This window comes from Allobosea sp. RIT-PG3_2 (assembly GCF_057321085.1).
Map to the genome: position 1 here is coordinate 151,459 of NZ_JBXWCA010000012.1, position 26,223 is coordinate 177,681.

Annotated in this window: 29 protein-coding genes; 17 read left to right on the forward strand and 12 right to left on the reverse strand. The window is 67.1% G+C overall.

What is annotated here, in order from left to right; genetic code table 11:
• Positions 1-87: 87 nt before the first annotated feature.
• Genes AC2FAN_RS25615 through AC2FAN_RS25625 form a run of 3 tightly spaced genes read left to right on the forward strand, consistent with a single transcriptional unit; the run spans position 88 to position 1,463 of the window.
• Positions 88-297, forward strand: coding sequence for a hypothetical protein (locus AC2FAN_RS25615; protein WP_265054746.1), 210 nt, complete (start codon positions 88-90; stop codon positions 295-297).
• 8 nt (positions 298-305) lie between these two features.
• Positions 306-1,250 carry a dihydrodipicolinate synthase family protein gene (locus AC2FAN_RS25620; RefSeq protein ID WP_485176850.1) on the forward strand — a complete coding sequence of 315 codons (945 nt, stop codon included), beginning with the start codon at positions 306-308 and terminating at the stop codon, positions 1,248-1,250.
• A gap of 51 nt (positions 1,251-1,301) precedes the next feature.
• Entirely contained in the window at positions 1,302-1,463 is a 162-nt protein-coding gene (locus AC2FAN_RS25625) for a hypothetical protein (protein ID WP_265054744.1), read from the forward strand.
• Between the two features lie 65 nt (positions 1,464-1,528).
• On the opposite strand, the gene aceB is transcribed toward AC2FAN_RS25625, so the two are convergent.
• Positions 1,529-3,136 (reverse strand): malate synthase A, encoded by a 1,608-nt coding sequence (aceB, locus tag AC2FAN_RS25630; protein WP_485176851.1) that lies wholly within the window; start codon positions 3,134-3,136, stop codon positions 1,529-1,531.
• Positions 3,137-3,438: 302 nt separating this feature from the next.
• On the opposite strand from aceB, the gene AC2FAN_RS25635 reads away from it, so the two are divergent.
• Entirely contained in the window at positions 3,439-4,737 is a 1,299-nt protein-coding gene (locus AC2FAN_RS25635; protein WP_265054742.1) for a pilus assembly protein, read from the forward strand.
• On the opposite strand, the gene AC2FAN_RS25640 is transcribed toward AC2FAN_RS25635, so the two are convergent.
• From AC2FAN_RS25640 to ygfZ, 3 genes are all read right to left on the reverse strand, one after another.
• Positions 4,712-5,338 carry a YfbR-like 5'-deoxynucleotidase gene (locus AC2FAN_RS25640; RefSeq protein ID WP_485176852.1) on the reverse strand — a complete coding sequence of 209 codons (627 nt, stop codon included), beginning with the start codon at positions 5,336-5,338 and terminating at the stop codon, positions 4,712-4,714. The two genes, AC2FAN_RS25635 and AC2FAN_RS25640, sit on opposite strands and share 26 nt — an antisense overlap.
• 117 nt (positions 5,339-5,455) lie before the next feature.
• Positions 5,456-6,115 carry a DNA-3-methyladenine glycosylase I gene (locus AC2FAN_RS25645; protein WP_265054740.1) on the reverse strand — a complete coding sequence of 220 codons (660 nt, stop codon included), beginning with the start codon at positions 6,113-6,115 and terminating at the stop codon, positions 5,456-5,458.
• Complete coding sequence (ygfZ, locus tag AC2FAN_RS25650) at positions 6,112-7,011, reverse strand: CAF17-like 4Fe-4S cluster assembly/insertion protein YgfZ (protein ID WP_485176853.1); 900 nt, start codon at positions 7,009-7,011, stop codon at positions 6,112-6,114. Before ygfZ ends, AC2FAN_RS25645 begins: the two co-directional genes overlap by 4 nt.
• Positions 7,012-7,163: 152 nt before the next feature.
• On the opposite strand from ygfZ, the gene AC2FAN_RS25655 reads away from it, so the two are divergent.
• From AC2FAN_RS25655 to AC2FAN_RS25680, 6 genes are all read left to right on the forward strand, one after another.
• On the forward strand, positions 7,164-8,504 hold the full coding sequence (locus tag AC2FAN_RS25655) for a dihydroorotase (protein WP_485176854.1): 1,341 nt from the start codon (positions 7,164-7,166) through the stop codon (positions 8,502-8,504).
• Positions 8,505-8,564: 60 nt separating this feature from the next.
• Positions 8,565-9,983 (forward strand): pyridoxal phosphate-dependent decarboxylase family protein, encoded by a 1,419-nt coding sequence (locus AC2FAN_RS25660; protein WP_485176855.1) that lies wholly within the window; start codon positions 8,565-8,567, stop codon positions 9,981-9,983.
• Between the two features lie 140 nt (positions 9,984-10,123).
• The gene (locus AC2FAN_RS25665; protein WP_485176856.1) at positions 10,124-10,786 is read left to right on the forward strand and encodes a dihydrofolate reductase family protein; all 663 of its coding nucleotides are present in this window, start codon (positions 10,124-10,126) and stop codon (positions 10,784-10,786) included.
• 128 nt (positions 10,787-10,914) lie between these two features.
• Complete coding sequence (locus AC2FAN_RS25670; protein ID WP_485176857.1) at positions 10,915-11,337, forward strand: YciI family protein; 423 nt, start codon at positions 10,915-10,917, stop codon at positions 11,335-11,337.
• A gap of 79 nt (positions 11,338-11,416) precedes the next feature.
• On the forward strand, positions 11,417-11,839 hold the full coding sequence (locus AC2FAN_RS25675) for a YciI family protein (protein WP_485176858.1): 423 nt from the start codon (positions 11,417-11,419) through the stop codon (positions 11,837-11,839).
• Between the two features lie 56 nt (positions 11,840-11,895).
• Entirely contained in the window at positions 11,896-13,167 is a 1,272-nt protein-coding gene (locus tag AC2FAN_RS25680) for an RNA polymerase sigma factor (protein WP_485176859.1), read from the forward strand.
• Between the two features lie 200 nt (positions 13,168-13,367).
• Here AC2FAN_RS25680 and AC2FAN_RS25685 read toward each other — a convergent pair whose 3' ends face one another.
• From AC2FAN_RS25685 to pdxH, 5 genes are all read right to left on the reverse strand, one after another.
• Positions 13,368-13,637, reverse strand: a complete 270-nt coding sequence (locus AC2FAN_RS25685) for a hypothetical protein (RefSeq protein ID WP_265054732.1) — start codon at positions 13,635-13,637, stop codon at positions 13,368-13,370.
• A gap of 182 nt (positions 13,638-13,819) precedes the next feature.
• A complete protein-coding gene (locus AC2FAN_RS25690) occupies positions 13,820-14,266 on the reverse strand; it encodes a TIGR02301 family protein (RefSeq protein WP_265054731.1) in 447 nt (148 codons plus the stop codon).
• The gene (locus AC2FAN_RS25695) at positions 14,263-14,742 is read right to left on the reverse strand and encodes an NUDIX hydrolase (protein WP_485176861.1); all 480 of its coding nucleotides are present in this window, start codon (positions 14,740-14,742) and stop codon (positions 14,263-14,265) included. Before AC2FAN_RS25695 ends, AC2FAN_RS25690 begins: the two co-directional genes overlap by 4 nt.
• A 16-nt stretch (positions 14,743-14,758) precedes the next feature.
• Positions 14,759-15,535 carry an SDR family NAD(P)-dependent oxidoreductase gene (locus tag AC2FAN_RS25700; protein WP_442865015.1) on the reverse strand — a complete coding sequence of 259 codons (777 nt, stop codon included), beginning with the start codon at positions 15,533-15,535 and terminating at the stop codon, positions 14,759-14,761.
• A 13-nt stretch (positions 15,536-15,548) separates the two neighbouring features.
• Entirely contained in the window at positions 15,549-16,163 is a 615-nt protein-coding gene (gene pdxH / locus AC2FAN_RS25705) for a pyridoxamine 5'-phosphate oxidase (RefSeq protein ID WP_485176863.1), read from the reverse strand.
• Positions 16,164-16,288: 125 nt separating this feature from the next.
• On the opposite strand from pdxH, the gene AC2FAN_RS25710 reads away from it, so the two are divergent.
• From AC2FAN_RS25710 to AC2FAN_RS25730, 5 genes are all read left to right on the forward strand, one after another.
• The gene (locus AC2FAN_RS25710; RefSeq protein ID WP_265054728.1) at positions 16,289-16,744 is read left to right on the forward strand and encodes an RT0821/Lpp0805 family surface protein; all 456 of its coding nucleotides are present in this window, start codon (positions 16,289-16,291) and stop codon (positions 16,742-16,744) included.
• Between the two features lie 154 nt (positions 16,745-16,898).
• Positions 16,899-17,822, forward strand: a complete 924-nt coding sequence (locus AC2FAN_RS25715) for a DnaJ C-terminal domain-containing protein (RefSeq protein ID WP_265054727.1) — start codon at positions 16,899-16,901, stop codon at positions 17,820-17,822.
• A 159-nt stretch (positions 17,823-17,981) separates the two neighbouring features.
• A complete protein-coding gene (gene fabI / locus AC2FAN_RS25720) occupies positions 17,982-18,821 on the forward strand; it encodes an enoyl-ACP reductase FabI (protein WP_265054726.1) in 840 nt (279 codons plus the stop codon).
• Positions 18,822-18,895: 74 nt separating this feature from the next.
• Positions 18,896-19,150, forward strand: a complete 255-nt coding sequence (locus AC2FAN_RS25725; RefSeq protein ID WP_265054725.1) for an AbrB/MazE/SpoVT family DNA-binding domain-containing protein — start codon at positions 18,896-18,898, stop codon at positions 19,148-19,150.
• Entirely contained in the window at positions 19,144-19,464 is a 321-nt protein-coding gene (locus tag AC2FAN_RS25730; protein ID WP_265054724.1) for a type II toxin-antitoxin system PemK/MazF family toxin, read from the forward strand. The genes AC2FAN_RS25725 and AC2FAN_RS25730 overlap by 7 nt, the downstream gene beginning before the upstream one ends.
• An 18-nt stretch (positions 19,465-19,482) precedes the next feature.
• On the opposite strand, the gene folK is transcribed toward AC2FAN_RS25730, so the two are convergent.
• From folK to folP, 3 genes are read right to left on the reverse strand one after another with little or no spacing between them, the layout of a single operon-like run.
• Entirely contained in the window at positions 19,483-20,007 is a 525-nt protein-coding gene (gene folK, locus AC2FAN_RS25735) for a 2-amino-4-hydroxy-6-hydroxymethyldihydropteridine diphosphokinase (RefSeq protein ID WP_485176864.1), read from the reverse strand.
• Positions 19,997-20,371, reverse strand: coding sequence for a dihydroneopterin aldolase (gene folB / locus AC2FAN_RS25740; protein WP_265054722.1), 375 nt, complete (start codon positions 20,369-20,371; stop codon positions 19,997-19,999). Before folB ends, folK begins: the two co-directional genes overlap by 11 nt.
• Positions 20,368-21,210, reverse strand: a complete 843-nt coding sequence (gene folP / locus AC2FAN_RS25745; protein ID WP_485176865.1) for a dihydropteroate synthase — start codon at positions 21,208-21,210, stop codon at positions 20,368-20,370. Before folP ends, folB begins: the two co-directional genes overlap by 4 nt.
• 140 nt (positions 21,211-21,350) lie before the next feature.
• Here folP and AC2FAN_RS25750 point away from each other — a divergent pair, with 140 nt between their 5' ends.
• Positions 21,351-21,947, forward strand: a complete 597-nt coding sequence (locus AC2FAN_RS25750; RefSeq protein WP_485176866.1) for a histidine phosphatase family protein — start codon at positions 21,351-21,353, stop codon at positions 21,945-21,947.
• A gap of 246 nt (positions 21,948-22,193) precedes the next feature.
• Entirely contained in the window at positions 22,194-26,216 is a 4,023-nt protein-coding gene (locus AC2FAN_RS25755) for a Pls/PosA family non-ribosomal peptide synthetase (RefSeq protein WP_485176867.1), read from the forward strand.
• Positions 26,217-26,223 lie beyond the last annotated feature (7 nt).

The window sequence follows — 26,223 nt, forward strand, 5'->3', positions numbered from 1 at the left end:
TTGTCGCCCCTCGCCCCTTCTCGAATGGCTATGGCGGCGAAAATACCTTGTCCGTGCGGTCTAGGAGACCGTTCGGGAAACAGGACAATGCTCAGTATCCCCTCCAAATCCTTCCGTCATCCGCTCGCATTTCTGATCGGGCGCGATGTCGAGGGTCATTGGCTTGCCGTCGAGACCCATGGTCGAGGCGGCGGCATCTTCGCGGATCGCAGTGCAGCGCTGCGCTATGCGGCGTTCGAAACTGGCCACAGGCCGCGCGCCGTCCGCATGACGGCAAAGACGCTGCGGCTGCTCTGAGCCGTGTCATGAACCACTGGCTTCATGGCATGTTCACCGCGCTGGTCACGCCGTTCGACGAGGACGCGATCGACCATGGCGCGCTGGAACGCCTCATTCACTGGCAGATCGCGCAGGGCGCCGATGGCGTCGTGATCGGAACCGCGACGGGCGAAAGCCCGACGCTGAGCGCGACCGAGCGCCTTGAGCTCTGCGCCGCCGCCCGCCACATCGCCGGCAAGCATTTCCCGGTGATCGCCGCTGTCGGGAGCTATGCCACGGCCGAGACAGTCGCGGAGATCGCTGCTGCCGAGCGGGCGGGCGCCTCGGCCCTGCTGCTGCGCATGCCCTACTACAACCGGCCGACGCAGGCAGGCCTCGCCGCCCACGCTCTGGCCGCCGCGAAGGCGACCGGGCTCGAAATCATCCTCGACAACGACCCGGATCGCTGCGGCGTCGAGATTGCGCCGGAGACGCTGGAGGGGCTGGAAGGGGCCGCGAACATCGTCGGCATCCTCGAGCGGCGTGGGGATCTCGTCCGCTGCGACCGGATCGCCCGCCTGCGCGACCGCCGCTTCATGCGGCTGACCGGCGCGGCCGAAACCATCCCGTCCTATCTGCTCGCGGGAGGGTGCGGGGCCATCACCAGCGTCGGCAATCTCGCACCGCACTGGCTGGCGCGGCTGGAGAGTGCCGCGCGCTCCGAGTTCTACGGGCAGGCGCAGATCCTGCAGCGACGCCTAGTCCCGCTGCTCGATCTGCTCGCCCGGGAGCCCGATCCGGTCCTCGTCAAGCTCGCCTTGTCGATGCTGCATCCCGAGGTGGGCGCGGCTTGCCGCGCTCCGCTCGCTCCCGCGCGCCCGGAACTCGCTGCCCTCGTTCGAGAGGCGATCGAGGACCTGCCGCGTCCGCTCGCCGGCACCGCGATGGCGGCCGCGCAGGCCGGCGCGCCGGCAAGGCCCCGCCGGGCCTGAACCACCAAAGACGAGGCGCCGAGGCGCCGAAGCGATCAGATGGAGGCTTCAATGGTGATGATCGGAACCTATCGCCGGCGTCGCGAGGCGATCTACAACAGTGTCCGGCATTCTTCCGCCGGCGGGTGGAAAACCGATCTGTTGCATCTCTTCGGGTCGGTCGTCCTGCTCGCCGTTATCATCGGCGGCCGGGTCTGGTGGCATCTGCGCTGACCAGTGCGAAAGAAAAAGGGCGCCGCTTGGCAGCGGCGCCCTCGATCGACTGACCGGACCCGGCTTCAGCCCAGCTTGGCGTAGGCCGGGACGGTGAGGAAGTCCTCGAAGTTCGGTGCGAGCGATAGCGTCTCGAACAGCGCGATCGCCTCCGGGAAGCGGCCCTTGGCGTAGTTCTCGGCACCGAGCTCGCCCTTCACGCGCTCCATCTCCTCGGACAGGCAGCGCTTGAACAGGGCGGCGTCGGCCGTCACTCCGCCTTCGAGCGCGACCCCGTACTGGACGAACTGCCAGATCTGGGCGCGGCTGATCTCGGCGGTCGCGGCGTCCTCCATCATGTTGTAGATCGGCACGGCGCCGCGGCCGCGCAGCCAAGCCTCGATATACTGCACGCCGACGCGGATATTCTCGCGGAAGCCTTCGTCGGTGCGGGTGCCCTGATGAACCTCCAGCAGGTCCTTCGTGCCGATATCGACGTCGTCGCGCTTGTTGCCGAGCTGGTTGGCCTGCGGCATCAGCCGGTCGAACACCTCCATCGCGACCGGGACGAGGTCGGGATGGGCGACCCAGGTGCCGTCATGGCCGTTGCCAGCCTCGCGCTCCTTGTCGGCCTTGACCTTGGCGAAGGCGGCGGCATTGGCCTCGGGGTTGTTCTTGACCGGGATCTGCGCCGCCATGCCGCCCATCGCGAAGGCGCCGCGCCTGTGGCAGGTCTTGATCAGCAGCAGCGAATAGGCGCGCAGAAAGGCCTGGGACATCACGACCTGGGAACGGTCGGGCAGGACATAGGCCTTGTTGCGGGCGAGCTTCTTGATGAAGGAGAAGATGTAGTCCCAGCGGCCGCAGTTCAGGCCGGCCATATGCTCGCGCAGTTCGTAGAGGATCTCGTCCATCTCGAAGGCCGCCGGCAGCGTCTCGATCAGGACGGTCGCCTTGATCGTGCCGTTCTTCAGTCCGAGCGCGCTCTGTGCCGCGACGAAGACGTCGTTCCAGAGCCGGGCCTCGAGATGGCTTTCCAGCTTCGGCAGGTAGAAATACGGGCCGGAGCCGGCGGCCAACGCGGCCTTGGCGTTGTGGAAGACATAGAGCCCGAAATCGACCAGGGAACCGGAAGCCTCCTCGTCGTCGATCTCGATATGGCGCTCCGGCAGATGCCAGCCGCGCGGGCGGATGATGAGGACGGCGGGCTTGGCGCCGAGCTTGTAGTCCTTGCCGTTCGTGGGATCGGTGAAGTCGATCTTGCCCGCCCAGCGATCCCGAAGGTTGAGCTGGCCTTCGACCATGTTGGCCCAGACCGGCGAGGAGGCATCCTCGAAATCGGCCATGAAAACCTTGGCGCCGGAATTCAGCGCGTTGACGATCATCTTGCGATCGACCGGGCCGGTGATCTCGACGCGGCGGTCGAGCAGGTCTGCCGGGATCGGCGCGACGGTCCAGTCGCCCTCGCGGATATGCTTTGTTTCAGCCAGGAAGTCCGGCGTCTCGCCGGCATCGAAGCGCTTCTGCCGTTCGGCCCGCAGGCTGAGCAGGCGTTTGCGCGTTTCGTTGAAACGGCGATGCAGGTCCGCGACGAAGGCGAGCGCCTCGGGCGTGAGAATCTCGTCGAAGCGCGACCGCACGGTGCCCTTGATGACGACACCTTGCGGCAGGGAGAGGGTGGGGGTGTCCGACATGGCTGCTCCTCCGATCACGTCAGGGCATTGTTCCGCGAAACGTTTCTTTTCGAAATGCAGAAAAAATGACGATGACTTGTTCCATGCAGGAATAAATGATCGTTGCGTGAAAGACACCGATAAATGCAACCAATGGTTGCCGAGCGGTTTACTCAGATCGGCAGATGACGCAACGGCACATTGTTTCCTCTCAAAATGTGCAGATAGGGGCGAGTTCCATGAATCGGTTTTAGCAATTCGTAAGTTCCGAGCCTCAACGCTTATCCGGCTGAATGCGGCAATCCGGCCCAGGATGAGATGATATGTTCAAGGTCGCTTTCCTTTCCGAGATGATGCGGCGGTTCCGCCGCGACCAGCGTGGCAACGTGCTGGTCATGGCCGGATTCCTGACGCTCCCGCTGGTCGGTATCCTCGGCATCACCGTCGACTATTCGCGCGCCAGCAACGCCCGCCAGGCCCTCAGTTCGGCAATCGATTCCGCTTCGCTGATGGCGGCGCGCGATGCCCAGAAGCTGACCGATGGGCAACTCAAGGAGCGCGTCGATCTCTGGATCCGCGACAATCTCCCGGCAAGCGCGAAGAGCGAGTTCGCAGGCGCGACGGTGGTGATCGACCGCACCGCGCGGACGATCAAGATCTCGGCGAACTCCAATGTGCCGACGACGATCGGCCGTGTGCTCGGCCCTCAATACATCGCGGTCGCCAGCGACAGCCAGTCGACCTGGGGAACCAACAAGATCGAGCTCGCGCTGGCGCTGGACAATACCGGCTCCATGTCCAACTCGAGCAAGATGACCAACCTGAAGACGGCCGCGAAGAGTCTCCTCAAGATCATGAAGGACGCCGCGATCGAGACGGATCAGATTCGTGTCTCGATTGTCCCGTTCAACACACAGGTTCGTATCGCGCGGTCCTTCAAGGACGAGCAGTGGATGCGCTATGGCCTGACGCGGCAGGTCAATTGCCGCGATGAGTGGAAGAACAACAAGTGGGTTCAGGTTTGTGACACCGAGACGATGACGAAATCGACTTGGTCGCAGTCAAGCCAGGGTTGCATTACCGATCGCGACCAGAACTATGACACGACCGATGGCGGGTCGTATTCGGCGATCGCCCAGCAGTACCCGGCCTATTGGTGCAGCCAGTCTTCGCTGGCCGAGATCATGCCCCTGTCTTCCGACTGGACGGCTCTGGAAGCGCGCATCGACACCATGACCCCCGTCGGCAACACGAACGTCACGATCGGTGCTGTATGGGGTTGGGCGACCTTGTCGCAGAGCGCGCCCTTTACCGAAGCGAAGCCCACGACCGAGCCGCGGCTCAAGAAGTACATGATCCTGCTGACCGATGGCGACAATACGGAAAACCGCTTCACGAAGTCCGGCAACGCTATCGATGATCGCACCAGGTTGGCCTGCGCGAATGCCAAGTCCGCGGGCATCAATCTCTACACGATCCGCGTGATCGACGGCGATGCCGCGCTACTGAAGGAATGCGCCAGCAAGCCGGAGATGTACTACGAGGTGACGAGCGCCTCGCAGCTCGATCCCGTCTTCAGGACGATCGCCAATGAGATCAGCGCGGTGCGTCTGACGCATTGAGCCCGCTGCCGAGTTCGGCGAAGCGCGCCAGGAAGCGCGCCTGCGCCGTCTCGGTGTCGAGCGGATCGAGCCAGGCAAGGATTTCGGCAGGCAGCGCCTGCGGCCGGCCGAAGAATTTCAGCGCCTCCTCGCGGGCGAAGCCTGCGAGCCGCGTGGCTTCGAAGAAGGCGGCGATCGTGTCGGCTTCCTTCGTCTTGCGCTTCTGGACCACTGGCGTCGTCGCGGGCAGGCCGAAGCGCAGGTGGATGGCCGCGAGCAGGCGCAGCTCCACGCTTTTGTAGGCATCGCCCATCACCACCTTGAACGGCGAGATCATGTCGCCGATCACATATTCCGGCGCATCGTGCAGCAGCGCCATCAGGCGCCAGGCATTGCTCCAATCCGGGTTGAGGTGGCCGGCGATCGCCTCGACCAGGAGGCAATGCTGCGCGACCGAAAAAGAATGCGCTCCATGCGTCTGGCCGTTCCAGCGCGCGACGCGGGCAAGGCCATGGGCGATGTCCTCGATCTCGATGTCGAGCGGAGAGGGATCGAGCAGATCGAGCCGTCGGCCCGAGAGCATGCGCTGCCAGGCGCGCGGCGGTTCGGGCTTGCGGGCCATGTCAGAAACCTGCCACCGCAGAGCCCGCCTCACGAGCTTTTATCCTGGCGAGGGCTCCATGAGACGCCGCTTCGCGGCTTCTCAGGATGAGGGCTGAGAGGGAGCCGTCCCCCATCATCATGCCGCACGGCTTTCGCGGGCGAGCGCCGCGCATTCGGTATAGCGGAAGCAGCCGGTCAGGTGGTCGTTGACCAGCCCGCACGCCTCCATGAAGGCGTAGACGATGGTCGGGCCGCAGAAGGTGAAGCCGGCCTTCTTGAGCTCCTTCGAGATCGCCTCGGACAGCTTTGTCTGGGTCGGGACTTCTCCTTGGGCGCGGAAGCCGTTCTGCAGCACGCGCCCGTCGAGGTGCTTCCAGAGGAAATCGGCGAAGGGCTCGCGTTCGCTGAGCTTTAGATAAGCCTGGGCGCTCTTGATCGTGCCCTCGATCTTGCCGCGGTGGCGGATGATGCCGGGATCGGCAAGCAGGCGCTGTACATCGGCCTCGGTGAAGCGGGCGACGGTCTCGGGCTCGAAACCGGCGAAGCCGGCGCGGAAGGCATCGCGCTTGCGCAGGATGGTGATCCAGGACAGGCCGGCCTGGAAGCCGTCGAGGATCAGCTTCTCCCAGAGCGCGCGGGAATCATATTCCGGCACGCCCCATTCGGTGTCGTGATAGGCGAGGTAGAGCGGGTCCGTGCCCGGCCAGCGGCAGCGGAACTTGCCGTCCGCCCCCTCGATCGCGATGCGTTCCTCGCTCGAAGGCTTGGCCTCGCTCAAGGCATTGGCCTGGCTCATAGGGCGACCCCTGCGGCGGCTCCGAAGCCCGGCTCGCCGGGGAAGGGGAAACGGATGAAGGTGGGCTTCTCCGCGAGATGGAAGGCGAGGCCGCCGCCGAGCGGTGCCGTGCCGGCGGCGAGCGCGTCGGCCAGCCTGTCGAGGCGGAGCATGGCGAGCGCCCGGCCATCGGTGCCCGAGCCGATGGTGCCGAGCGGCTTGCCGCCGGCGGTCGCCTCGGCGCCAGTCTCGGTGGCGATGCCTTCGTCGAAGACGACCGGCACGACGCGGGTGCGGGCGGTGCCGCGATGCTGCATGCGGGAGACCACTTCCTGGCCGATATAGCAGCCCTTCTTGAAGGAGACGCCGCCGAGTTGGTCGAGCAGCGCCTCGTGCGGGAAGGTGTCGCCATAGGGGAAATCACGGCCGCCGGCGGGGATTCCGAGCGTGATGCGGCGGGTGTGATAGGCATCCGGCTCGGCCATCACGAGCGCCTCGATCCCTTCGGCATCGGCGATGGCACGCTGGCCGAGGGCGGGCAGGCGCGGGTCGTCATAGACGAAGCCGGCCTCCACAGGCAGCGGGGCGCCGTCAGCCGAGACGAGGATCGCGCTCTTCTCGGTCAGGTCTTCCAGCACAACCTTGGCGCGCAGCTTATAGAGCTTCAGGCGTTTCATCAGGTCTGCGGTCTGGAGCAGCGGGGTGTCGAGCAGGAAGCCGCCGCCGTCTTCCGGCGACAACGCGAGGATGAAGAAATCGCAGATGATCTTGCCCTGCGGTGTCAGCAGCGCGCCATAGCCGGCCCGGCCCGGCGTGACCGGATCGAGATCGTTGGTCACGAGGTTCTGCAGGAAATCGCGGGCATCCTCGCCGCTGACGCGGATGACGCCACGGTCGATCAATCGGGTTGCGGACATGGGCAGCCGTTCCAGTTCTGAATTCCGTGCCGAGGCTCGTCAGCCGAGAGCGATCATTGCGCCACCCGAAAGCTGTTTCCGCTTCCGGGACGGCGAGTCTGTGGATAGGTAGGCCGCATCCGCCCTTTGCTCAACTGCCCCGGAGACAAGCCATGCCGCAGACCTACGACGTCATCCTCAAGGGCGGCACCGTGGTGAACCAGGATGGCCGCACCAGCCGCGACATCGGCATCACCGGTGGCAAGATCGTGGTGCTCGGCGATCTCTCGCGGGCTTCGGCCGGCGAGACGGTCGATTGCACGGGCCTCCACATCCTGCCCGGCGTGATCGACAGCCAGGTGCATTTCCGCGAGCCAGGGCTCGACCACAAGGAGGATCTCGAGACCGGTTCGCGCGCCGCGGCGCTCGGTGGCGTGACCTGCGTCTTCGAGATGCCGAACACGATCCCGCAGACGACGACGCCGGAGGCTCTGGCAGACAAGATCAGGCGCGGCCGCCACCGCATGCACTGCGATTTCGCGTTCTGGGTCGGCGGCACGCATGAGAATGCCGCCGACGTGCCGGAGCTGGAGCGGCTGCCGGGCGCGGCCGGCATCAAGGTGTTCATGGGCTCGTCCACCGGCGACCTGCTGGTTGAGGATGACAAGGGCGTCGCCGAGATCCTGAAGCGGACGCGCCGGCGCGCGGCCTTCCACTCCGAGGACGAGACGATGCTGCGCGAGCGCATGGGCTTGCGCGTCGAGGGCGACCCGTCGAGCCATCCGGTCTGGCGCTCGCTGGAGGTGGCGCTGACCTGCACCAAGCGGCTGGTGCGCATTGCGCGCGAGACCGGGGCGCGCGTGCATATCCTGCACATCTCGACCGGGGACGAGATGATCTTCCTCAAGGACCACAAGGATGTCGCGACCGTCGAGGTGCTGCCGAACCATCTGACGCTGGTCGCGCCGGATTGCTACGAGCGGCTCGGCACCTACGCCCAGATGAACCCGCCGATCCGCGACGACAGCCATCGCCAGCGCATCTGGTGGGGCGTGGAGCAGGGCATCGTCGACGTGCTCGGTTCCGATCACGCGCCGCATACGCATGAGGAGAAGCACCATGCCTATCCGGCGAGCCATTCCGGCATGCCGGGCGTGCAGACGCTGGTGCCGATCATGCTCGACCATGTGAATGCCGGGCGCCTCTCGTTGGAGCGCTTCGTCGACCTCAGCAGCGCCGGCCCGCAGCGCATCTTCGGGCTGGAGGGCAAGGGGCGCATCGCGGTCGGCTACGATGCCGACTTCACCATCGTCGATCTCAAGCGCCGAGAGACGATCACCAACGACTGGAGCGCCTCGAAATGCGGCTGGACGCCCTATGACGGCGTCACCGTCACCGGCTGGCCGGTCGGCACCTTCGTGCGCGGCCTCAAGGTGATGTGGGAGGGCGAGCTGACGAACCCGTCGCAGGGCGAGCCGGCGCGCTTCCTGGAGGCGCTGCCGCGCGGCGCCTGAGCGGCTCGCAACCGCCAGCTCGATATCCTAAGGTCGGCCCTCCTCTTTCAGGGGGCGACCATGGCAGAACGGGATCTGGATCTCGCGGCTCTGTTCCACGAAGTCGCCGGGCGCGCGGCGGCTTTCCGTGGCGCGATCGGTGACGGCCCGCAACGGCCACTGCGCGATTATCGCGAGATGGTCGAGGTCTTCGCGGAGGAGACTCCCGAGACCGGGCTTGCTGCCGATGCGGTGATCGCCGATCTCGTGGACAAGGCCGCGGCCGGATTGCACGCGACGACCGGGCCGCGCTTCTTCGGCTGGGTCATCGGCGCATCGCACCCCGTCGGCGTCGCCGCCGACTGGCTGACCAGCGCCTGGGGCCAGAATGCCGGCAACCACCAGGCAGCGCCGGCAGCCGCAGCGGCCGAAAGCGTTGCTGCATCATGGCTGCTCGATCTCCTGGGGCTTCCCGCAGATTGTTCGGTCGGTTTCGTCACTGGCGCGACGGTCGCCAATCTCGTCTGCCTGGCCGCGGCGCGAAGTGCGGTGCTGCAGCGGGCCGGCTGGGACGTCGAGACCGACGGCCTGTTCGGCGCGCCGCCGATCCATGTCGTGATCGGCGACGATGCCCATACGACCGTGTTCGCCGCGCTGCAGGTGCTGGGGCTCGGCCATGATCGCGTCATCCGCGTGCCGACCGACGAGATGGGACGCGTGACGGTCGAGGGCTTCACTGCTGCCATCGCCGGCTGCGAAGGGCCGACCATCGTGGTGCTACAGGCCGGGCAGCTCAACACCGGCGCCTTCGACCCTTTCGCGGAGCTGATCGCGCTTGCGCATGCGCGCGGGGCCTGGGTGCATGTCGATGGCGCCTTCGGATTGTGGGCGCGCGCCTGCCCGTCGCTGGCCGGCTTGGCAGAGGGCGCAGAGCAGGCCGATTCCTGGGCGACCGATGGGCATAAATGGCTGCAGACGCCCTATGACAGCGGCTATGCGATCGTTCGCGATGCCCGCGCCCATCGCAAGGCGATGACGGCGAGCGCGAGCTACCTGCCGGAGACCGCAGAGGGCGAGCGCGACCCGAGTCATTTCGTGCCGGAGCTGTCGCGACGCGCGCGCGGCTTCGCGACCTGGGCGATGATCCGCCATCTCGGCCGCGAGGGCATCGTGGAGATGGTCGAGCGGCATTGCCGGCTGGCGCGCCAGATGGCGGACGGCCTGCGGAACGAGGCCGGCATCGCGATCCTGAACGAGGTCTTCCTGAATCAGGTCCTAGTCCGGTTCGGCGCCGACAGGCCTGTCGAGGAGGCCGATGCGCTGACCCGGGCGGTGATTGCGCGCGTGCAGGCCGATGGGACCTGCTTTGCCGGGGGAGCGCGCTGGCGCGGTCAGTGGGTCATGCGCATCTCGATCATCGGCTGGGCGACCACGGCGCAGGACATCGGCGCCTCCGTCGCTGCGATCCGGGCGGCCTGGCGCGCATGCTCGAACCCATGAGGCGAAAGCGCGGCGCAGGATGATGGAAATCGTCGCGCATTTGTCGATCTGGTCGATGCTCGTTCGACGCGTCGGCAGGGAAGCGGCAGTGAGGGCGGAGCGGTCCGCGATTGCCGATCTCCCCGGATAGGAGAACCGAGATGAGAAAGATCGTTGCATCGACCTTCCTGTCGCTCGACGGCGTGATGCAGGCGCCGGGTGGGCCCGAGGAGGACCCGACCGGCGGTTTCGAGTTCGGCGGTTGGGTCTTTCCTTATTCGGACGACGTCACGGGTCAGCATATCGGCAAGCTCTTCGATCAGCCCTTCGACCTCCTGCTCGGCCGCACGACCTACGACATCTTCGCCGCCTACTGGCCTTATGCGGGGGAGGACCATCCCATCGCCAAGGCTTTCAACAGCACCACCAAATATGTCGTGACCTCGTCGAGGGAGCCGCTGAGCTGGCAGAATTCGGTGGCCCTGCACGACGTGCCCGCCGATCTAGCCCGGCTGAAGCAGCAGGACGGGCCGATGCTGTTGATCCAGGGCAGCAGCGTGCTCATCCATTCGCTGCTCAAGCATGACCTGATCGACGAGATCACCCTGCTGATCTTCCCGATCGTACTCGGCCGGGGCAAGCGGATGTTCGACGAGGGTTCCCTGCCTGCGGCGTTCGAGCTGGTCGACAGCAAGGTCTCATCGACAGGCGTGGTGATCGCGAGCTACCGGCGCGCCGGCGCGATCAGGACGGGTTCCTTCGCACAGGCGGAGCCGAGCCGGGCAGAGCTTGCGCGCCGCGAGCGCATGGCGAGCAAAGCCTAGCAAAAATATTTCCTCAGGCCTGTCGATCCGGGCGCGGCCCGTTCGACGTGATGTCAGAGAGCGGGTTTCGACGGTGGCGGTGAACGTTGCCGGCCTGCCTCCCGAAGCTGAAAACCAAGGAGACACCGATGCGCGTGATGGTTCTAGTCAAGGCCGACAAGGACAGCGAAGCCGGCATCATGCCGAGCGAGGACATCCTCACCAAGATGGGGGCCTATAACGAGGAACTGGTGAAGGCGGGCATCATGCTGGCGGGCGAGGGGCTGCACCCGACCTCGAAGGGGTTGCGGATGCGCTTTTCCGGTTCGGAGCGGACGATCACGGACGGGCCTTTTGCCGAGACCAAGGAACTGCTCTGCGGTTTCTGGCTCTGGCAGGTCAAATCCTTCGCCGAGGCGGTGGAGTGGTTGAAGCGCGCGCCCTTCGACGGCGGCACGGAGATCGAGCTGCGCCCCGTCTTCGAGATGGAGGATTTCGGCGAGGCGCTGACGCCGGAGCTGCGCGAGCAGGAAGATCGCCTCCGTGCCGAGGCGGCGAAGCGCGCCGGCTGATCGGCACAACCCTCGACATCCATACCTCTGGAAGCTGCGGGACCATGCCTCCCGTGCCTCCGCCCAAAGGAGAAGACAGATGCGTTTCATGGTGATGGTCAAGGCGACCAAGGACAGCGAAGCCGGCGCGCCGCCGACGCGGGAGCTGCTCGAGGCGATGATGGCCTATAACGAGGAGCTGGTGAAAGCCGGCATCATGAAGGGCGGCGATGGCCTGCAGCCGAGTTCCAAGGGCGCGCGCGTGCAGTTCGACGGCAGCAAGCGCTCCGTCGTCGACGGGCCGTTCACCGAGACCAAGGAGCTGGTGGCGGGCTACTGGCTCTGGGAATGCGCTTCGCTTGACGAGGCGATCGCCTGGGTCAAGCGCTGCCCCAATCCGATGCCTGGCCCGTCCGAGATCGAGATCCGGCCGCTCTTCGAACTGGCGGATTTCGGCGAGGTGGTCACGCCTGAAGCCGCGGCGGCCTGGGATCGCCTCAAAGCCGAGGTCGGTCAGGGCTGAACGATCGGGCCCGAGCCGCTTGCCAGCCGAGGTGCTGATGGTGTGTATCGCTCCCCATGTCGGCAAGCGATGCACACCGAACCGTCGAGACGGTCTGGCGCATGGAGGCGCCGAAGCTGATCGCGGGGCTCGCGCGGCTGACCCGCGATGTCGGCCGCGCCGAGGAATTGGCGCAGGATGCGCTGGTCGCCGCGCTGAAGCAGTGGCCCGAAGAAGGCGTGCCGCGCAATCCGGCGGCCTGGCTGATGCAGGTCGCCAAGCACCGTGCGCTCGACGCCGCCCGCCACGAGATGATGGCCCGCCGCAAGCAGGAGGAGTTGGGCCACGACATCGAAAGCGATGGCGCGGCGATGCCCGATCTCGATGCGGCACTCGACGACGAGGTCGGCGACGATCTGCTCCGGCTGATCTTCACCGCCTGCCATCCGGTGCTCTCGAAGGAGGCGCGGCTGGCGCTGACGCTGAGGCTTATCGGCGGGCTGACGACCGAGGAGATCGCGCGGGCCTTCCTGGTCCCGGCGCCGACGATGGCGCAGCGCATCGTGCGCGCCAAGAAGACACTGAGCGATGCCAAGATTCCCTATGAAGTGCCGGGCGGAGCCGAACTCGGAGAGCGGCTCGCCTCGGTGCTGGAGGTGGTCTACCTGATCTTCAACGAGGGCTATGCCGCGACCGCCGGTCAGGATTGGGTCCGGCCGGCGCTGTGCGAGGAGGCGCTCCGGCTCGGGCGCATCCTGGCGGCGCGGGCGCCGCAGGAGCCGGAGGTGCATGGCCTCGTCGCGCTGATGGAACTGCAGGCGTCGCGATTGCGCGCTCGCGTCGGCCCGCGCGGCGAGCCGATCCTGCTGCTCGACCAGAACCGCGCGCGCTGGGACCGGCTCCTGATCGGGCGCGGACTCGCCGCGCTGGAACGGGCGCAGCGGCTCGCCGGAAATGCACCGGGGCCCTACTTGCTGCAGGCTGCACTGGCTGCCTGCCACGCACGGGCCCGGACGCCCGAGGAGACCGACTGGGGCCGGATCGCGGCGCTCTACGGGGTGCTCGGGCGCGTCGCGCCGTCACCGATCGTCGAATTGAACCGGGCCGTGGCGGTCAGCATGGCGGAGGGGCCTGCTGCGGGGCTGGAGATTGTCGAGACGCTCGACGCCGAGCCGGCGCTGAAGCGCTACCATCTCCTGCCGAGCGTGCGCGGCGACCTGTTGTCCAAGCTCGGACGACATCGGGAAGCGGCCGAGGCGTTCGATCAGGCCGTCGCGCTGACCGGGAACGTCAAGGAGCGGGTGCTGCTGGAAGAGCGCGCCGCGACGGCGCGGAGTGCCGCCGATTAGAGTGCGTTGATTTTACACGGAACCACGCCGTCATTCCGGGGCGGGCCACAGGCCCGAGCCCGGAACCCATGAACACCACGGCCCAAAAATGGGCCGATCCGACGGGTGTTCTCGTCTAACTCCGTGTTCATGGGTTCCGGGCTCTTCGCTGACGCGAAGCCCCGGAATGACGGCGTGGTTCCGTCAAAACCCGGCAAGTTCTAGTGGCGCGTGCCGCTGGTGAAGGCGCCGCAGCGCACCTTTTCCGGCAGGGCCTCGGTGAAGACGGCGGTCGCCTCCTCGCCATAGGTCTCGACCAGCGTGCGCAGCGCGGCGAAAAGCGCGGCGTGGGCCATGGCGTCCGAATCGAGCCCGTCCTGCTGCCCTTCGGCGAAGGCGTCCTCGACATAGCCATAGGCGACGCGGCGGGCATCGCCGTGATCGTCGGCGAGATTCGGGTCGAGCATCGTGTCTTCGGGCTGGATTGGCATCGAAATTGGACTCTTCAGCCTTTATCTGATGCGAAACGCGCCGGTTGTGCCCCGGATCGCGACGGTTGGGCGATGCTCAAGTCATAGGCCGTGCCAGAGCGGCACGCTACCGCGGCGTTTAAGAAAGGTTAATGCGACCGGGAGAATTCCACCGAAGATCGCATTCGGGCCACAGCTGTTGCCTATCCGCCATAGCGGCCGGCGAGCGCACGCGACAGCGCCTCGCCTTCGCTCGCCAGGCGCGCGGAGGCTTCCTGGCTCGCCTCGGTACAGGAACGATGCGTCAGCGAATAGGCCCGGAAGCCACGGTTGAAGGCGGTGGTCAGGCGCTCGCGCCGCTGCGGCGTCCGGCCTTCGGCTTCGACGAGCGCGGTCATCCGGGCGCGCCAGTCCTGCGCCTCCTTGCCGCCGCAGAGCGTGCGCAGATAGGCGAGCGACCCCATGATCTCGGCCAGCTGAAGCAGCTGCGGCTCGTAGGGCGGGCCGGTCGGTTCGGGGGCGGGCTGCTCGGCGGGCTTGGAAGCCGGGGGCTTGGCCGCCGGTTGCGTGCGTTGCTGGGCATCCGTGGCCACGGGCGCCAGCATCAGCAGGGCGGCCAGAACGGCGAGGGCGGGCGCCGCGCGCCTCATGCCGCACCACTGGCCGCAAAGATGTCGTGCGCACGGCGCAGCACATCGCCGAGCTCGCGGGTCGTGGCGAGACCGCCGAGCTTGAGCGGATCGGCCCACATGACGGCGCCGGCTTCGGGTCCCGGCCGCGGCTCGCCGGAGAGCCATGCGCCGACGAAGGAGGCGACCACGAAATGATGCGTCACCTCGCCTTTCGCATCGCGGCCGAAGATCTCGACATGGCGGTTGAAGCCGAGGATGCGGGCGGTGACGCCAACCTCCTCCTCCAGCTCGCGCAGCGCGGCCTCCTCGAGCGTCTCGCCGGCCTCGACCTTGCCGCCGGGCAGGGACCAGAGCTGGTCGGCCGGCGGTTTGGTGCGGGTCGCCAGCAGCACCTTGCCGTCGCGGAAGACCGCGACAGAGGCTGCCAGAACCGGTCTTGCCGCCGCGCGGCCGGCGGCCGGAAAGCGGATGACCTGCCCGCCTTCGGCGGTCATGCTGCTGCGCCCTGCGTCAAACGTGCTGCCCGCCGTTGATGTGCAGTTCCGAGCCGGTGACGTAGCTCGAAGAGTCCGTGCAGAGGAAATAGATCGCCTTGGCGACCTCGTCGGTCTTGCCGAGCCGCTTCATCGGCAGGGTCGCGACGATCTTCTCGGTGCCCGGCGAGAGGATGGCGGTGTCGATCTCGCCCGGCGAGATCGAGTTCACGCGGATGCCGAGGGGCCCGAAATCGGCGGCCATCTCGCGGGTCAAGCTGGCGAGAGCGGCCTTTGAGGTGGCGTAGGCCGCGCCGGCGAAGGGGTGGACGCGCGAGCCGGCGATCGAGGTGACGTTGACGATGGCGCCCTTCGCCGTGGTCAGCTCGTCGAGCAGGCCGCGCGCGAGCATGATCGGCGCGAAGAAATTGACTTGGAAGACCTTGTGCCAGTCGTTGAAAGAGGTCGTCGCGGCGCCCAGGCGCTCGCCTTTCGGCCCCTTCGGCGAGATGCCGGCATTGTTGACGAGGGCGTTGAGCTTGCCGCCCTCGGCGGCCAAGCGCTTCTTGATCTCGGCGATGCCGCGCATCGTGTCCTCGGGGTCGCCGAGATCGATCTGGATGTGATCGTCGGCGCCCGAGGGCCAAGGACATTTCTCGGAAAAGGCCTGACGCGAGCAGGACAGGATGCGCCAGCCCGCCATGGCGAACTGCATCACCGTGGCATGGCCGATGCCGCGGCTCGCCCCGGTCAGCAGCATGACCGGGCGCTTGCCAGCCTCGGTCTTCGGAAAATCGAACGTCGGCATCGCCATGGAGCTGGAGTCCTTAAGGGTAGAAGCGCGTCTTGGTCCACGGCTCGCCGGCCGTGTCGCGACGGAAGACGACGCGATCGTGCAGGCGGAAGGCGCCGTCGCGCCAGAACTCGATATAGACCGGGGTGATGCGAAAGCCACGCCAATAGGGTGGGCGCGGAATCTCGCCGAGGCCGAACTTGACCGTGTAGCTCGCCACCGCCTTCTCCAGCGCGAAACGGCTCTCGAGCGGGCGCGATTGCTGCGAAGCCCAGGCGCCGATGCGGCTGTCGCGCGGGCGCGACTGGAAATAGGCGTCGGATTCGGCGTCGGTGACGAGGGCGACCGTGCCACGGATGCGGACCTGCCGGCGCAGGCTCTTCCAGTGGAACAGCGCGGCGGCCTTGGGCTGGCCGAGCAGTTCCTGGCCCTTCTGGCTCTCAGTGTTGGTGTAGAAGACGAATCCGTCGGGTCCGTGGCCCTTCAGCAGAACCATGCGGCTGTTGGGCAGGCCCTCGGCATCGACGGTGGAGAGCGCCATGCCGGTCGGGTCGTTCGGCTCGGATTTCGCCGCCTCGTCCAACCACTTCTGGAACAACGCGAAAGGCTCGTTTTCCTCGGTGAAGTCACCGCTCGTTAACGGTTGCACGTTCTAATCCTCGGTCAGTGGAGTGTGGGCGTTTGGGCGAGCGCGAAGTGATCCGGTTTCGGACGGCTGGTTTATATAGGGCAGGGGCCGAGGCGTTCCAAAGCCTTCCTGATTGCGCAGCCCCCATGCGCCCGCTGGTTGCCGCCATGGCGCTGGCGCTGCTCTCTGCCGGCTGCTCGGTGTCGTTCCCGATCCTCGGCCTGTCGAGCAAGAGCGAGGACGAGGTGGCGACGACGTCCGCCATCCTGCCCGCGCGAGGCGGCAACAGGCCTGCCGCATTGGCCAGCCTTTCGTCAGAGCTCGGGCCGGAAGACATGCGCCGCGCCGATGGCGCGATGGGCGTTGCGCTCGATCCGCAGGGCAATGGCGCCGCCGTCTCCTGGGACAATCCCCAGAACGGCATCAAGGGCTCCTTCGTGCCGGTCGGCGGGCCGTTCCTGCGCTCGGATGAGATCTGCCGCGCCTTCATCGCCAGCGTCCAGACGCAGACCCGGCCGGTCAAGCTGCAGGGAACGGCCTGCCGCCCCTCCGGCGGCGAATGGGCGGTGAAGGATGTCGGCCCCTGGAAGGACCTGGGCTGACCGCCCAGCTATCGCTTGCCTCGCCTTGACGGCGGGTGCAGAAGGGCGCTTGAAGGGTGTTGCGCTCGCGCCACACCATACCCAGATAGAGCGAAGCGGGTAGCTGGCGCGGTTGACGCCGGCTGTCCGACTTTGCGTGGAAACGAGGTTTTGGATGCGCGATCCCTATCAGGTTCTGGGCGTCGCCCGCGGCGCGAGCGATGCGGAAATCAAGAAAGCCTTCCGCCGCCGCGCCAAGGAGCTGCACCCGGACCGCAATCGGGAGGATCCGAAGGCGCAGGACCGCTTCTCCGAGCTCAACACCGCCTATGAGATCGTCGGCGACGAGACCAAGCGCAAGCAGTTCGACCGCGGCGAGATCGACGCCGAGGGCAAGCCGAAATTCCAGGGTTTCGAGGGCATGGGCGCCGGCAGGGGCGGGCGCAGCGGCGGCTTCGAGTTCAATTTCGGCCAGGGCGGCGCGCCCTTCGGCCGGGGCAGTGCCGGCGGCAGCGGCGGCGATGCCGGCTTCGACGCGTCTGACATCTTCTCCTCGCTGTTTGGCGAGGCGAGCCGGCGCGCCCGCGGCAAGCCCGAGCCGCAGAAGCCACCGGAGCAGAGCTTCACGCTCGAGGTCACGCTGGTCCAGGCCGCGACTGGCGGGACGCGCCGAGTCAAGCTGCCCGGCGGGCGCGAGGTCGAGATCACGATTCCCGAAGGCGTCAGCGACGGCAAGGTGATGCGCCTGCGTGGGCTCGGCCAGACCGACCCGTTCTCCGGCGAGGCCGGCGACGTGATGATGACGATCAAGGTCAAGCCGGACCCGCGCTTCACGATCGACGGCAAGGACCTGCGCACCCGCGTCGCGGTGCCGCTCGCCAAGGCGGTTCTCGGCGGGCCGCTGCATGTGCCGACGCTGACGGGGGCGGTGGAGATGACCATCCCGCCGATGACGGGCAGCGCCAAGCAGTTCCGCCTGCGCGGCAAGGGGCTCAAGGGCGAGAAGGGCGCGGTCGGCGATCTGTTCGTCGCGATCGACATCGAGATGCCGGCCGAAGATGCGGAGCTGACGGCCCTGATGAAGGCGCGCGGCGACTAAGCCGGCGCGTTTTGGGTTTTGGCGCGAAACGGCGGACAAGTGCCGCCAATCGGGCCCGGATGCGCGAATCATCCGTGGAGGCCGGCATCAAAAGCGGTTCCCACTTCCCCGCGACTGTTCTAAGAGACCGTCCTTCATCGTTCAGTTCGCGGGTTTCCCATGCCTGATTCCAACGCCGTTTCGCCGACCGCCAATCTCCTCAAGGGCAAGCGCGGGCTCGTGATGGGCGTCGCGAACAATCGCTCCATCGCCTGGGGCATCGCCAAGGCGGCTGCCGATGCCGGCGCGGAACTCGCCTTCACCTATCAGGGCGATGCGCTGAAGAAGCGGGTCGAGCCGCTGGCGACGCAGCTCGGCGGCCATGTCGTCGGCCATTGCGACGTCACCGACGGAGCGACGATCGATGCGGTCTTCGCCGAGGTCGAGAAGCTCTGGGGCAAGCTCGATTTCGTCGTTCATTGCATCGCCTTTTCCGACAAGGACGAGCTGACCGGCCGCTATGTGGACACCAGCGAGGCGAACTTCTCCAAGTCCCTGTTGATCTCCTGCTATTCCTTCACAGCCATCACCCAGCGCGCCGAGAAGCTGATGACCGATGGCGGCTCGCTGCTGACGCTGACCTATTATGGCGCCGAGAAGTGGATGCCGCACTACAACGTCATGGGCATCGCCAAGGCCGCGCTCGAATCGAGCGTGCAGTACCTTGCAGCCGATCTCGGCCCCTCGAAGATCCGCGTCAACGCCATCTCGGCCGGGCCGATCAAGACGCTCGCCGCCTCCGGCATCGGCGATTTCCGCTATATCCTGCGCTGGAACGAGTACAACTCGCCGCTGCGCCGCACGGTCACGATCGAGGAGGTCGGGGAGACCGCGGTCTTCCTCGTTTCCGACATGTCGCGCGGCATCACCGGCGAAATCCTGCATGTCGACGCCGGCTACCATGTCGTCGGCATGAAGGTGCCGACCGCGCCGGACATCAGCCTCGAAAAGGGCGAGTGACGCCAGTTTTTGTTATAACATTGTTGTAACGGCGTTCGGTTGTGCGTATGTTGTTTTCCTCGTTGGAGGAGGCCATGCGCAGCGCCGTCAAGAAGTTCGGAAATTCCGCCGGCGTCGTCATCCCAAAACCCCTTCTGGCTGAAATCGGGGCGAAGGCAGGCGATGGTGTCGAGCTCACGGTGGAGCAGGGCCGCATCGTCATCCAGCGCGTGCAGGAGCAGGCCCGTGCAGGTTGGGCGCAAGATGCCCAAAGCCTCGCGGCGGTGGGCGACGACGCGTTGGCCTGGCCCGAATTCGGCAATGCGGACGATACCGAGTTGGCATGGTGAAGCGCGGCGAGATCTGGCTCGCGGCGCTGGACCCGACGATCGGCAGCGAGATCCAGAAGACGCGACCGTGCCTCATCATCTCGCCTGCCGAGATTCATGACCATCTTCGTACGGTCATCGTTGCGCCGATGACCTCGAAAAGCCGGGCGGCGGGCTTTCGCGTACCGATCTCGTTCCAGGGCATCGACGGGCTAGTCCTGCTCGAACAGAGCAGGGCGCTCGACAAGAAAAGACTGATCCGACGCCTGGGCGCGGCTCCACCATCCACTCTCAGCCGGGCCTTGGCTGTTCTGCGCGAACTCTACGAAGAGTAGCCGAGGTCGCTGGGCGAGTCAGGGCAGGGGTGTTGCAAGCAGCGCTCTCAACCGGTCCGTCGCGGCATCGTCGCGGCGGATCGTTTCGTCGGCGAGAGCCCCAAGCAGGCCGGCGACCGTCTCGCTTCCGATCACTCGTCGCGGCAGAACCTCCGCCAGCGGCGCCAGCACGAAGGCGCGCTCGGCGATGCGCGGATGGGGGATCTGCAGGCCGGGCTGGTCGATGAGTTCGTCGCCATAAGTCAGGATGTCGATGTCGAGGGTGCGCGGCCCCCAGCGCTCGCGGCGTTCGCGTCCGCCGGCCCGCTCCAGCTCCAGGCAGAGTGCGAGCAGCTCAGCGGGCGCGAGCGAGGTTTCGACGAGCGCTGCCATGTTGAGGAATTCGGGCTGGTCCGTCTTGCCCCAGGGCGCCGTGCGATACACGGATGAGAGTCGCCCGAGCGTGACGGCGGAATGGCCGCGCAGGCTCCGCAGGGCGGAGGCGAAGGCTGTGACGGGATCGCCGAGATTGCCGCCGAAGGCGAGGGCGGCCTCAGTCCTCACGCCGGAAATCCAGCTTGATTCCGACCGAGCCGAGCGTCGCCGGGATCGGCGGGCCGGGCTTGCGCAGCGTGACCTCGACCCGGCCGACCGGCGGGAAGCGCTCAAGGATGGCAAAGGCCACGGCGCGCGCCGCCGCCTCGAGCAGATTGTAGCGCCGCGCCGTGAAAGCCTCGATCGCGACGGCGACGACGTTACCGTAGTCGACGGTGTCGGCGAGTTTGTCGCTGATCGCGGAGGCGCGGATGTCGACGGCCAGCAGGATGTCGAGCACGAAGCGCTGGCCCAGGCGCTCCTCCTCCGAGAAGAAGCCATGATAGGCGTAGATATCGAGCTTTTCGATCAGGATGGAGCCGGTTTCGCTCACGGGACTACCTTCATGCTGTCCTCGATCGCGGCCCAGGTCTTGAGCGCATCGATATGGGGCGCGACGTCATGGGCGCGGATGATGGCGGCGCCGCGGCTCACGCCATAGAGGTGGGCGGCGATGCTGGCGGCGAGCCGTTCGGCCGGAATCTCCCGGCCCGTGATGCGGCCGAGCGTCGATTTGCGCGAGGCGCCGAGCAGGATCGGGCAGCCGAGCTCGCTCAGCCGGTCGAGATGGCGGATCAGCTCGAGGTTCTGGCTGATGGTCTTGCCGAAGCCGATGCCGGGGTCGACGACGATCTGGCCGCGGGGCACGCCGGCCTGCGTCGCGATGGCGATCGAGCGATCGAGGAAGCGCCTGACGTCGTCGAAGATGTCGAGCGAGGCGTCGATCGTCTCCCGGTTGTGCATCAGGATGATCGGCGCGCCGGCGCGGGCGGCGACCTCGGCGATGCGCGGATCGCGCTGGGCGCCCCAGACATCGTTGACGATCGCGGCGCCGGCGGCGAGCGCGGCCTCGGCCACCTCGGCCTTGTAGCTGTCGATCGAGATGGGCGTGTCGGTCCGTGCCTTCAGCCCGGCGATCACCGGCAGCACGCGGGCCAGTTCCGTCGCGGCATCGACGGTGGCATGGCCGGGGCGGGTCGACTCGCCGCCGATGTCGACGATCGCCGCGCCCTCGGCGGCCAGGCGCTCGCCATGGGCCACGGCAGCCTCGGTGCTCGCGAGCAGGCCGCCATCCGAGAAGGAATCGGGCGTGACGTTGACGATGCCCATGACGAGCGGCAGCGCATCGAGCGCCAAGCTGCGGCCGTCGGGCAAGGTGAGGGCGAGGGGCATGCGGGTCCGCCAGTGACAGGGCAAGGGCGCTATACACACGCCGTGTGGATTGGGCCACAGAAAGCGGCCAATTGTCGCCATGGGCAGGAAGCACCGCTCCGGGCTTTGACGGTGCGGGTGCCAGCGTGCAGAAGCGCCACATGGTTCCGCTATCGCTTCCGCACCGGCTCATCCTCGTCCGCCATGGCGAGACCGACTGGAATCGCGAGGGCCGGCTGCAGGGCGGACAGGACATCCCGCTCAACGAACTCGGTCGCAGACAGGCGGCCGAGGCTGCCGGGCGCCTCAAGGCGCTGGAGCCGGCCTATGCCGGGCTCGACTATATCGGCTCGCCCATGCTGCGGGCGCGCGAGACGATGGATATCCTGCGGCGCGAGCTCGCCCTGCCGGCAGGCGCCTACACGATCGACGACCGGCTGCGGGAACTGACCTTCGGCGAGTGGGAAGGCTTCACCTGGCGCGACATCCGCAAGGCCGAGCGCGAGCAGGCGCATCTGCGCGAGCGCGACAAATGGGGCTTCGTGCCGCCCGGCGGCGAAAGCTACCGCATGCTGGCCGAGCGGGTGCGGCCGGTGCTCGAAGGCTTGCAGCGCGAGACGGTGATCGTCAGCCATGGCGGGGTGGCGCGCGCTGTCCTGGCGCTGGTCGGCGCGGTGGCGCCGCGCGAGGCGTCCATGGTCGAGATCTGGCAGGGCAAGCTGCTCGTCGTCACCGGCAACAAGGCCGATTGGCTTTGATCCGCCCTGATCGGCCTCCGCAACCGCATGGCATTCATCACCGGTTCACGCGTGATTCCGCAGGAGGAATGTGCTAGCAAAAACGTCGTGAAGCGGCGGCCCGCCCGGCCGGGGGGCTCACGCGGATGTCGCGGCGCGTTGCGACGATTCCGGTTTTCTTCATAGGGTGCGTGGTAGGGCACCGTGCTGCCGCAGGCTTGGTTTGCCGCGGCGACAGCGACGGGCCTTTCAGCGCAACGGGGCGCGATGAACGATATGACGAAGCTGTCGGCGGCGTCGGACGCGACCGGCGCTAATCCCCTTGCCATGATGGCGGGCGAGAAGCGCCCCGATCTGATCCGTGACGAGGTGCTGGCCGAAATCTTCGCGGCGACAGTCGCCGTTCGCCCTGATCATCCCGCCCTCGTTGATCGTGAGCGGCGCCTGGGCTATGCCGAAATCTGGGCGGAAGCCGGTCGGCAGGCGCGCGGGCTGCAACTTGCTGGCGTCGGGCCCGGCGACATGGTCGGGCTGTGGATGCCGCGCGGCATCGACCTGCTCGTCGCGCAGATCGCGATCACGCGCGCAGGCGCGGCCTGGGTGCCCTTCGATGCGGAGGCCCCTGTCGAGCGCATCGCGACCTGCCTGAACGATGCGGCGGCCAAGGGCATCGTCACCTGCGCCGGCTGGGCCGGTCGGGCGGAGGCGATCGAGCGGACCGTCTGGTCGCCCGAGGGGCTGGCCGCGCATGCCGACGGGACCGAGCCTGCGGCACGGCCCACCGGGCTGACCAAGGACCATCCGGCCTATCTGATCTACACCTCCGGCTCGACGGGCACGCCGAAGGCGATCGTCATCAGCCATCGCAACATCTGCCATTTCCTGCGCTCGGGTAACGCGCTCTACGGCATCGGGCCGGACGACGTCGTCTTCCAGGGCGCATCGGTCGCCTTCGACCTTTCGATGGAGGAGATCTGGACGCCCTATCTCGTCGGCGCGACGCTGTTCGTCGCCTCGCCGGAGATGATGGGCGATGCGGAGAAGCTGCCCGCCATCCTCGAGGAGGCCGGCGTCACCGTGATCGACACCGTGCCGACGCTGCTCGGCATCCTGCCTGCCGACGTGCCCTCGCTGAAGCTGATCCTGCTCGGCGGCGAGGCGCTGCCGCCGGCGATCGTGCAGAAATGGTCGAAGCCGGGCCGGCGCATCCTCAACACCTATGGGCCGACCGAGGCGACCGTCGTTGCGACCGCCGCAGAGGTCGTCCCCGGCGAGACCGTCACCATCGGCAAGCCGATCCCGAACTACACCGCCTATGTCGTCAGCGAGGAGCTGCGCCTCGTCCAGCCGGGCGAGCAGGGCGAGTTGCTGATCGGCGGGCCGGGCGTCGCCAAGGGCTATCACGGCCGGCCGGAGCTGACGGCCGAAAAGTTCATCGCCAACCCCTTCGTCGGCCTGGCGGGAGAGGGCGACCCGGTGCTCTACCGCTCCGGCGATGCGGTCAGCCTCGATGACAACGGCAACATCGTCTTCCACGGCCGCATCGACGACCAGATCAAGATCCGCGGCTTCCGCGTCGAGCTCGGCGAGATCGAATCCAAGCTCGCCGATGAGCCCGGCGTGGCGCAGGCCGCCGTCGTGCTGCGCACCGATGACGGCATCGAGCGGCTCGTCGCCTTCGTCGTGGCCGAGCCGGGCGTGGCCGTCGACGGGGGCGCACTCCGCGCGGCGCTGCGCGAAAAGCTGCCGCCCTATATGGTGCCGGCGCATTTCGAGGCGGTCGGATCGCTGCCGCGCATGGTCTCGGGCAAGGTCGACCGCAAGATGCTCAAGGCGGCGCCGCTGACGGCGCCCAGCGCCGATGGCGAGCAGGAGCCGCCGCGCAACGCCACCGAAGCCGCATTGCTCGACGCCGCCCGGCGCGTGCTCGGCGCTGCCTGCCTGCCGCTGGAGGCGGACTTCTTCGTCGATCTCGGCGGCCATTCGCTGCTGGCGGCGCGCTTCATCTCGATCGTGCGGGAAACGCCGGCCTATGCCGGCATCACGCTGCAGGACGTCTACGGCGCACGCACGTTGCGCGCGATGGCCGAACTGCTCGACGAGCGCGGTATCGCCGCGACCGAGGACCTGTCCTTCACGCCGCCGCCATTCCTGCGCCGCTTCTTCTGCGGGCTGGCCCAGGCCGTGGTGCTGCCGGTCATCATCGGTCTCGCGACGGCGCAATGGCTTGGCGTCTTCGTCACCTACATGATCCTGTCCGGCGAGGACCTGCCGCTGCTCGGCCAGATCGGCGCGCTGCTCGGCGTCTACATCGCGATCATCCTGGTCACCGGACTCATCGCCATCGCGCTGAAATGGCTCGTGCTCGGCCGGACCAAGCCCGGAATCTATCCGCTCTGGGGCGTCTACTACTTCCGCTGGTGGTTCGCGGCGCGCGTCGCCGGGCTCGTCCATATCAAATGGCTGCAGGGCACGCCGGTGATGCGCTTCTATTGGCGGCTGCTCGGCGCCAAGGTCGGGCGCGACGTCATCATCTCCGATTACGAGGCCGGCGCAATCGACCTGATCGAGATCGGCGAGGGCACGAGCTTCGGCTCCAAGACCACCTTCGCCAATGGCGAGGCGATCGGCGACAAGCTCGTCATCGGCCGCATCAAGATCGGCAAGGACGTCTCGGCCGGGGCTTCCGTTGTGCTCGGCCACGGCTCGGCGATCGGCGACCATGCCGAGATCGGCGACCTGACCGCGATCCCGCCCGGAGCCCAGGTCGGGGTAGGCGAGATCTGGGACGGCACCCCGGCGCGCAAGATCGGCACGGTCGATCTCGCCGCCCTGCCGCCGCAGGCGGAAGCTTCGCCCGCACGGCGCACGCTGATGACGGCCTTCCACATCCTGATGCTGATCGTGCTGCCGCCGGTCAGCCTGCTGCCGATCTTCCCGGCCTTCTGGCTGTTCGACAAGATCGACTACTGGATCGCCGGCTGGACCGAGATCAGCTATCTCTGGTTCCTGCCGATCCTGACCTGGCCGACGGCGATCGGGCTCATCGCCTTCACCGTGCTGCTGATGGCCGGGCTGCGCTGGGCGATCCTGCCGCGCGTCACCTCCGGCTCCTATTCGATCCATTCCGGCTTCTACGCGCGCAAATGGACGGTAGCGCTGGCGACGGAAGTAACGCTGGAGACGCTCTCCTCGCTCTTCGCGACCATCTACATGCGGGCCTGGTACCGGCTGATGGGCGCCAGCATCGGCAAGGGGGCGGAGATCTCGACCAATCTCTCCGGCCGCTACGACCTCACCGGCATCGGCGCCGGCAACTTCATCGCCGACGAGGTGGTCTTCGGCGACGAAGACATGCGCCGCGGCTATATGCGCCTCGATTCGACGCGCACCGGCGAGCAGGTCTTCATCGGCAACGATGCGGTGGTGCCGCCGGGCGCCGTCATTCCCGACCGCGTGCTGATCGGCATCAAGTCGAAACCCCCCGCCAATGACCGCATGCAGCCCGGCGACACCTGGTTCGGCTCGCCGCCGATCAAGCTGCCGACGCGGCAGAAGGTCGATCTCGGCGCGGACTGGACCTACAAGCCCTCCTTCGGCAAGCAGTTCGGGCGCGGCGTCTTCGAGGCGCTGCACACCTCCTTCCCGTCGATGCTGTTCATCACCTTCGGCACCATCGCCGTCGACATGGTGCTGCAGCAGAAGATCAACGAGGGCGACTGGCTCGGCCTCGTGCTGTCATTCATGGGGGTCGCGGTCGCGATCGCCGTGGTGCAGGCGCTGATCTGCGCCGCCGTGAAATGGCTGATGATGGGCGCCTACAAGCCGGTGATGAAGCCGATGTGGTCGTGGTGGGCGATGCGCACCGAGGCCGTCGCCGTCATGTACTGGGGCCTCGGCGGCAAGGTGCTGTTCGATTATCTGCGCGGCACGCCGTTCCTGCCCTGGTTCCTGACGCTGTTCGGCGCGAAATACGGCAAGGGCGTCTGGCTTGACTCGACGGATATCACCGAATTCGACTGCATCAGGGTCGGCGATTTCTGCACGGTGAACGCCCATTCGGCGCTGCAGACGCATCTCTACGAGGACCGGGTGATGAAGGTCGGCAGGGTGAAGCTGGGCAAGGGCGTCTGCGTCGGCGCAGGCGCGACCGTGCTCTACGACACCCATGTCGGCGACTACGCCCAGATCGGCTTGCTCACGGTCATCATGAAGGGCGAGAACCTGCCGGCGCATACGCGCTGGGAGGGGGCGCCCGCGGTGCCGGCGAAGGCGCCGGCCGGGCATTGAGCACGCG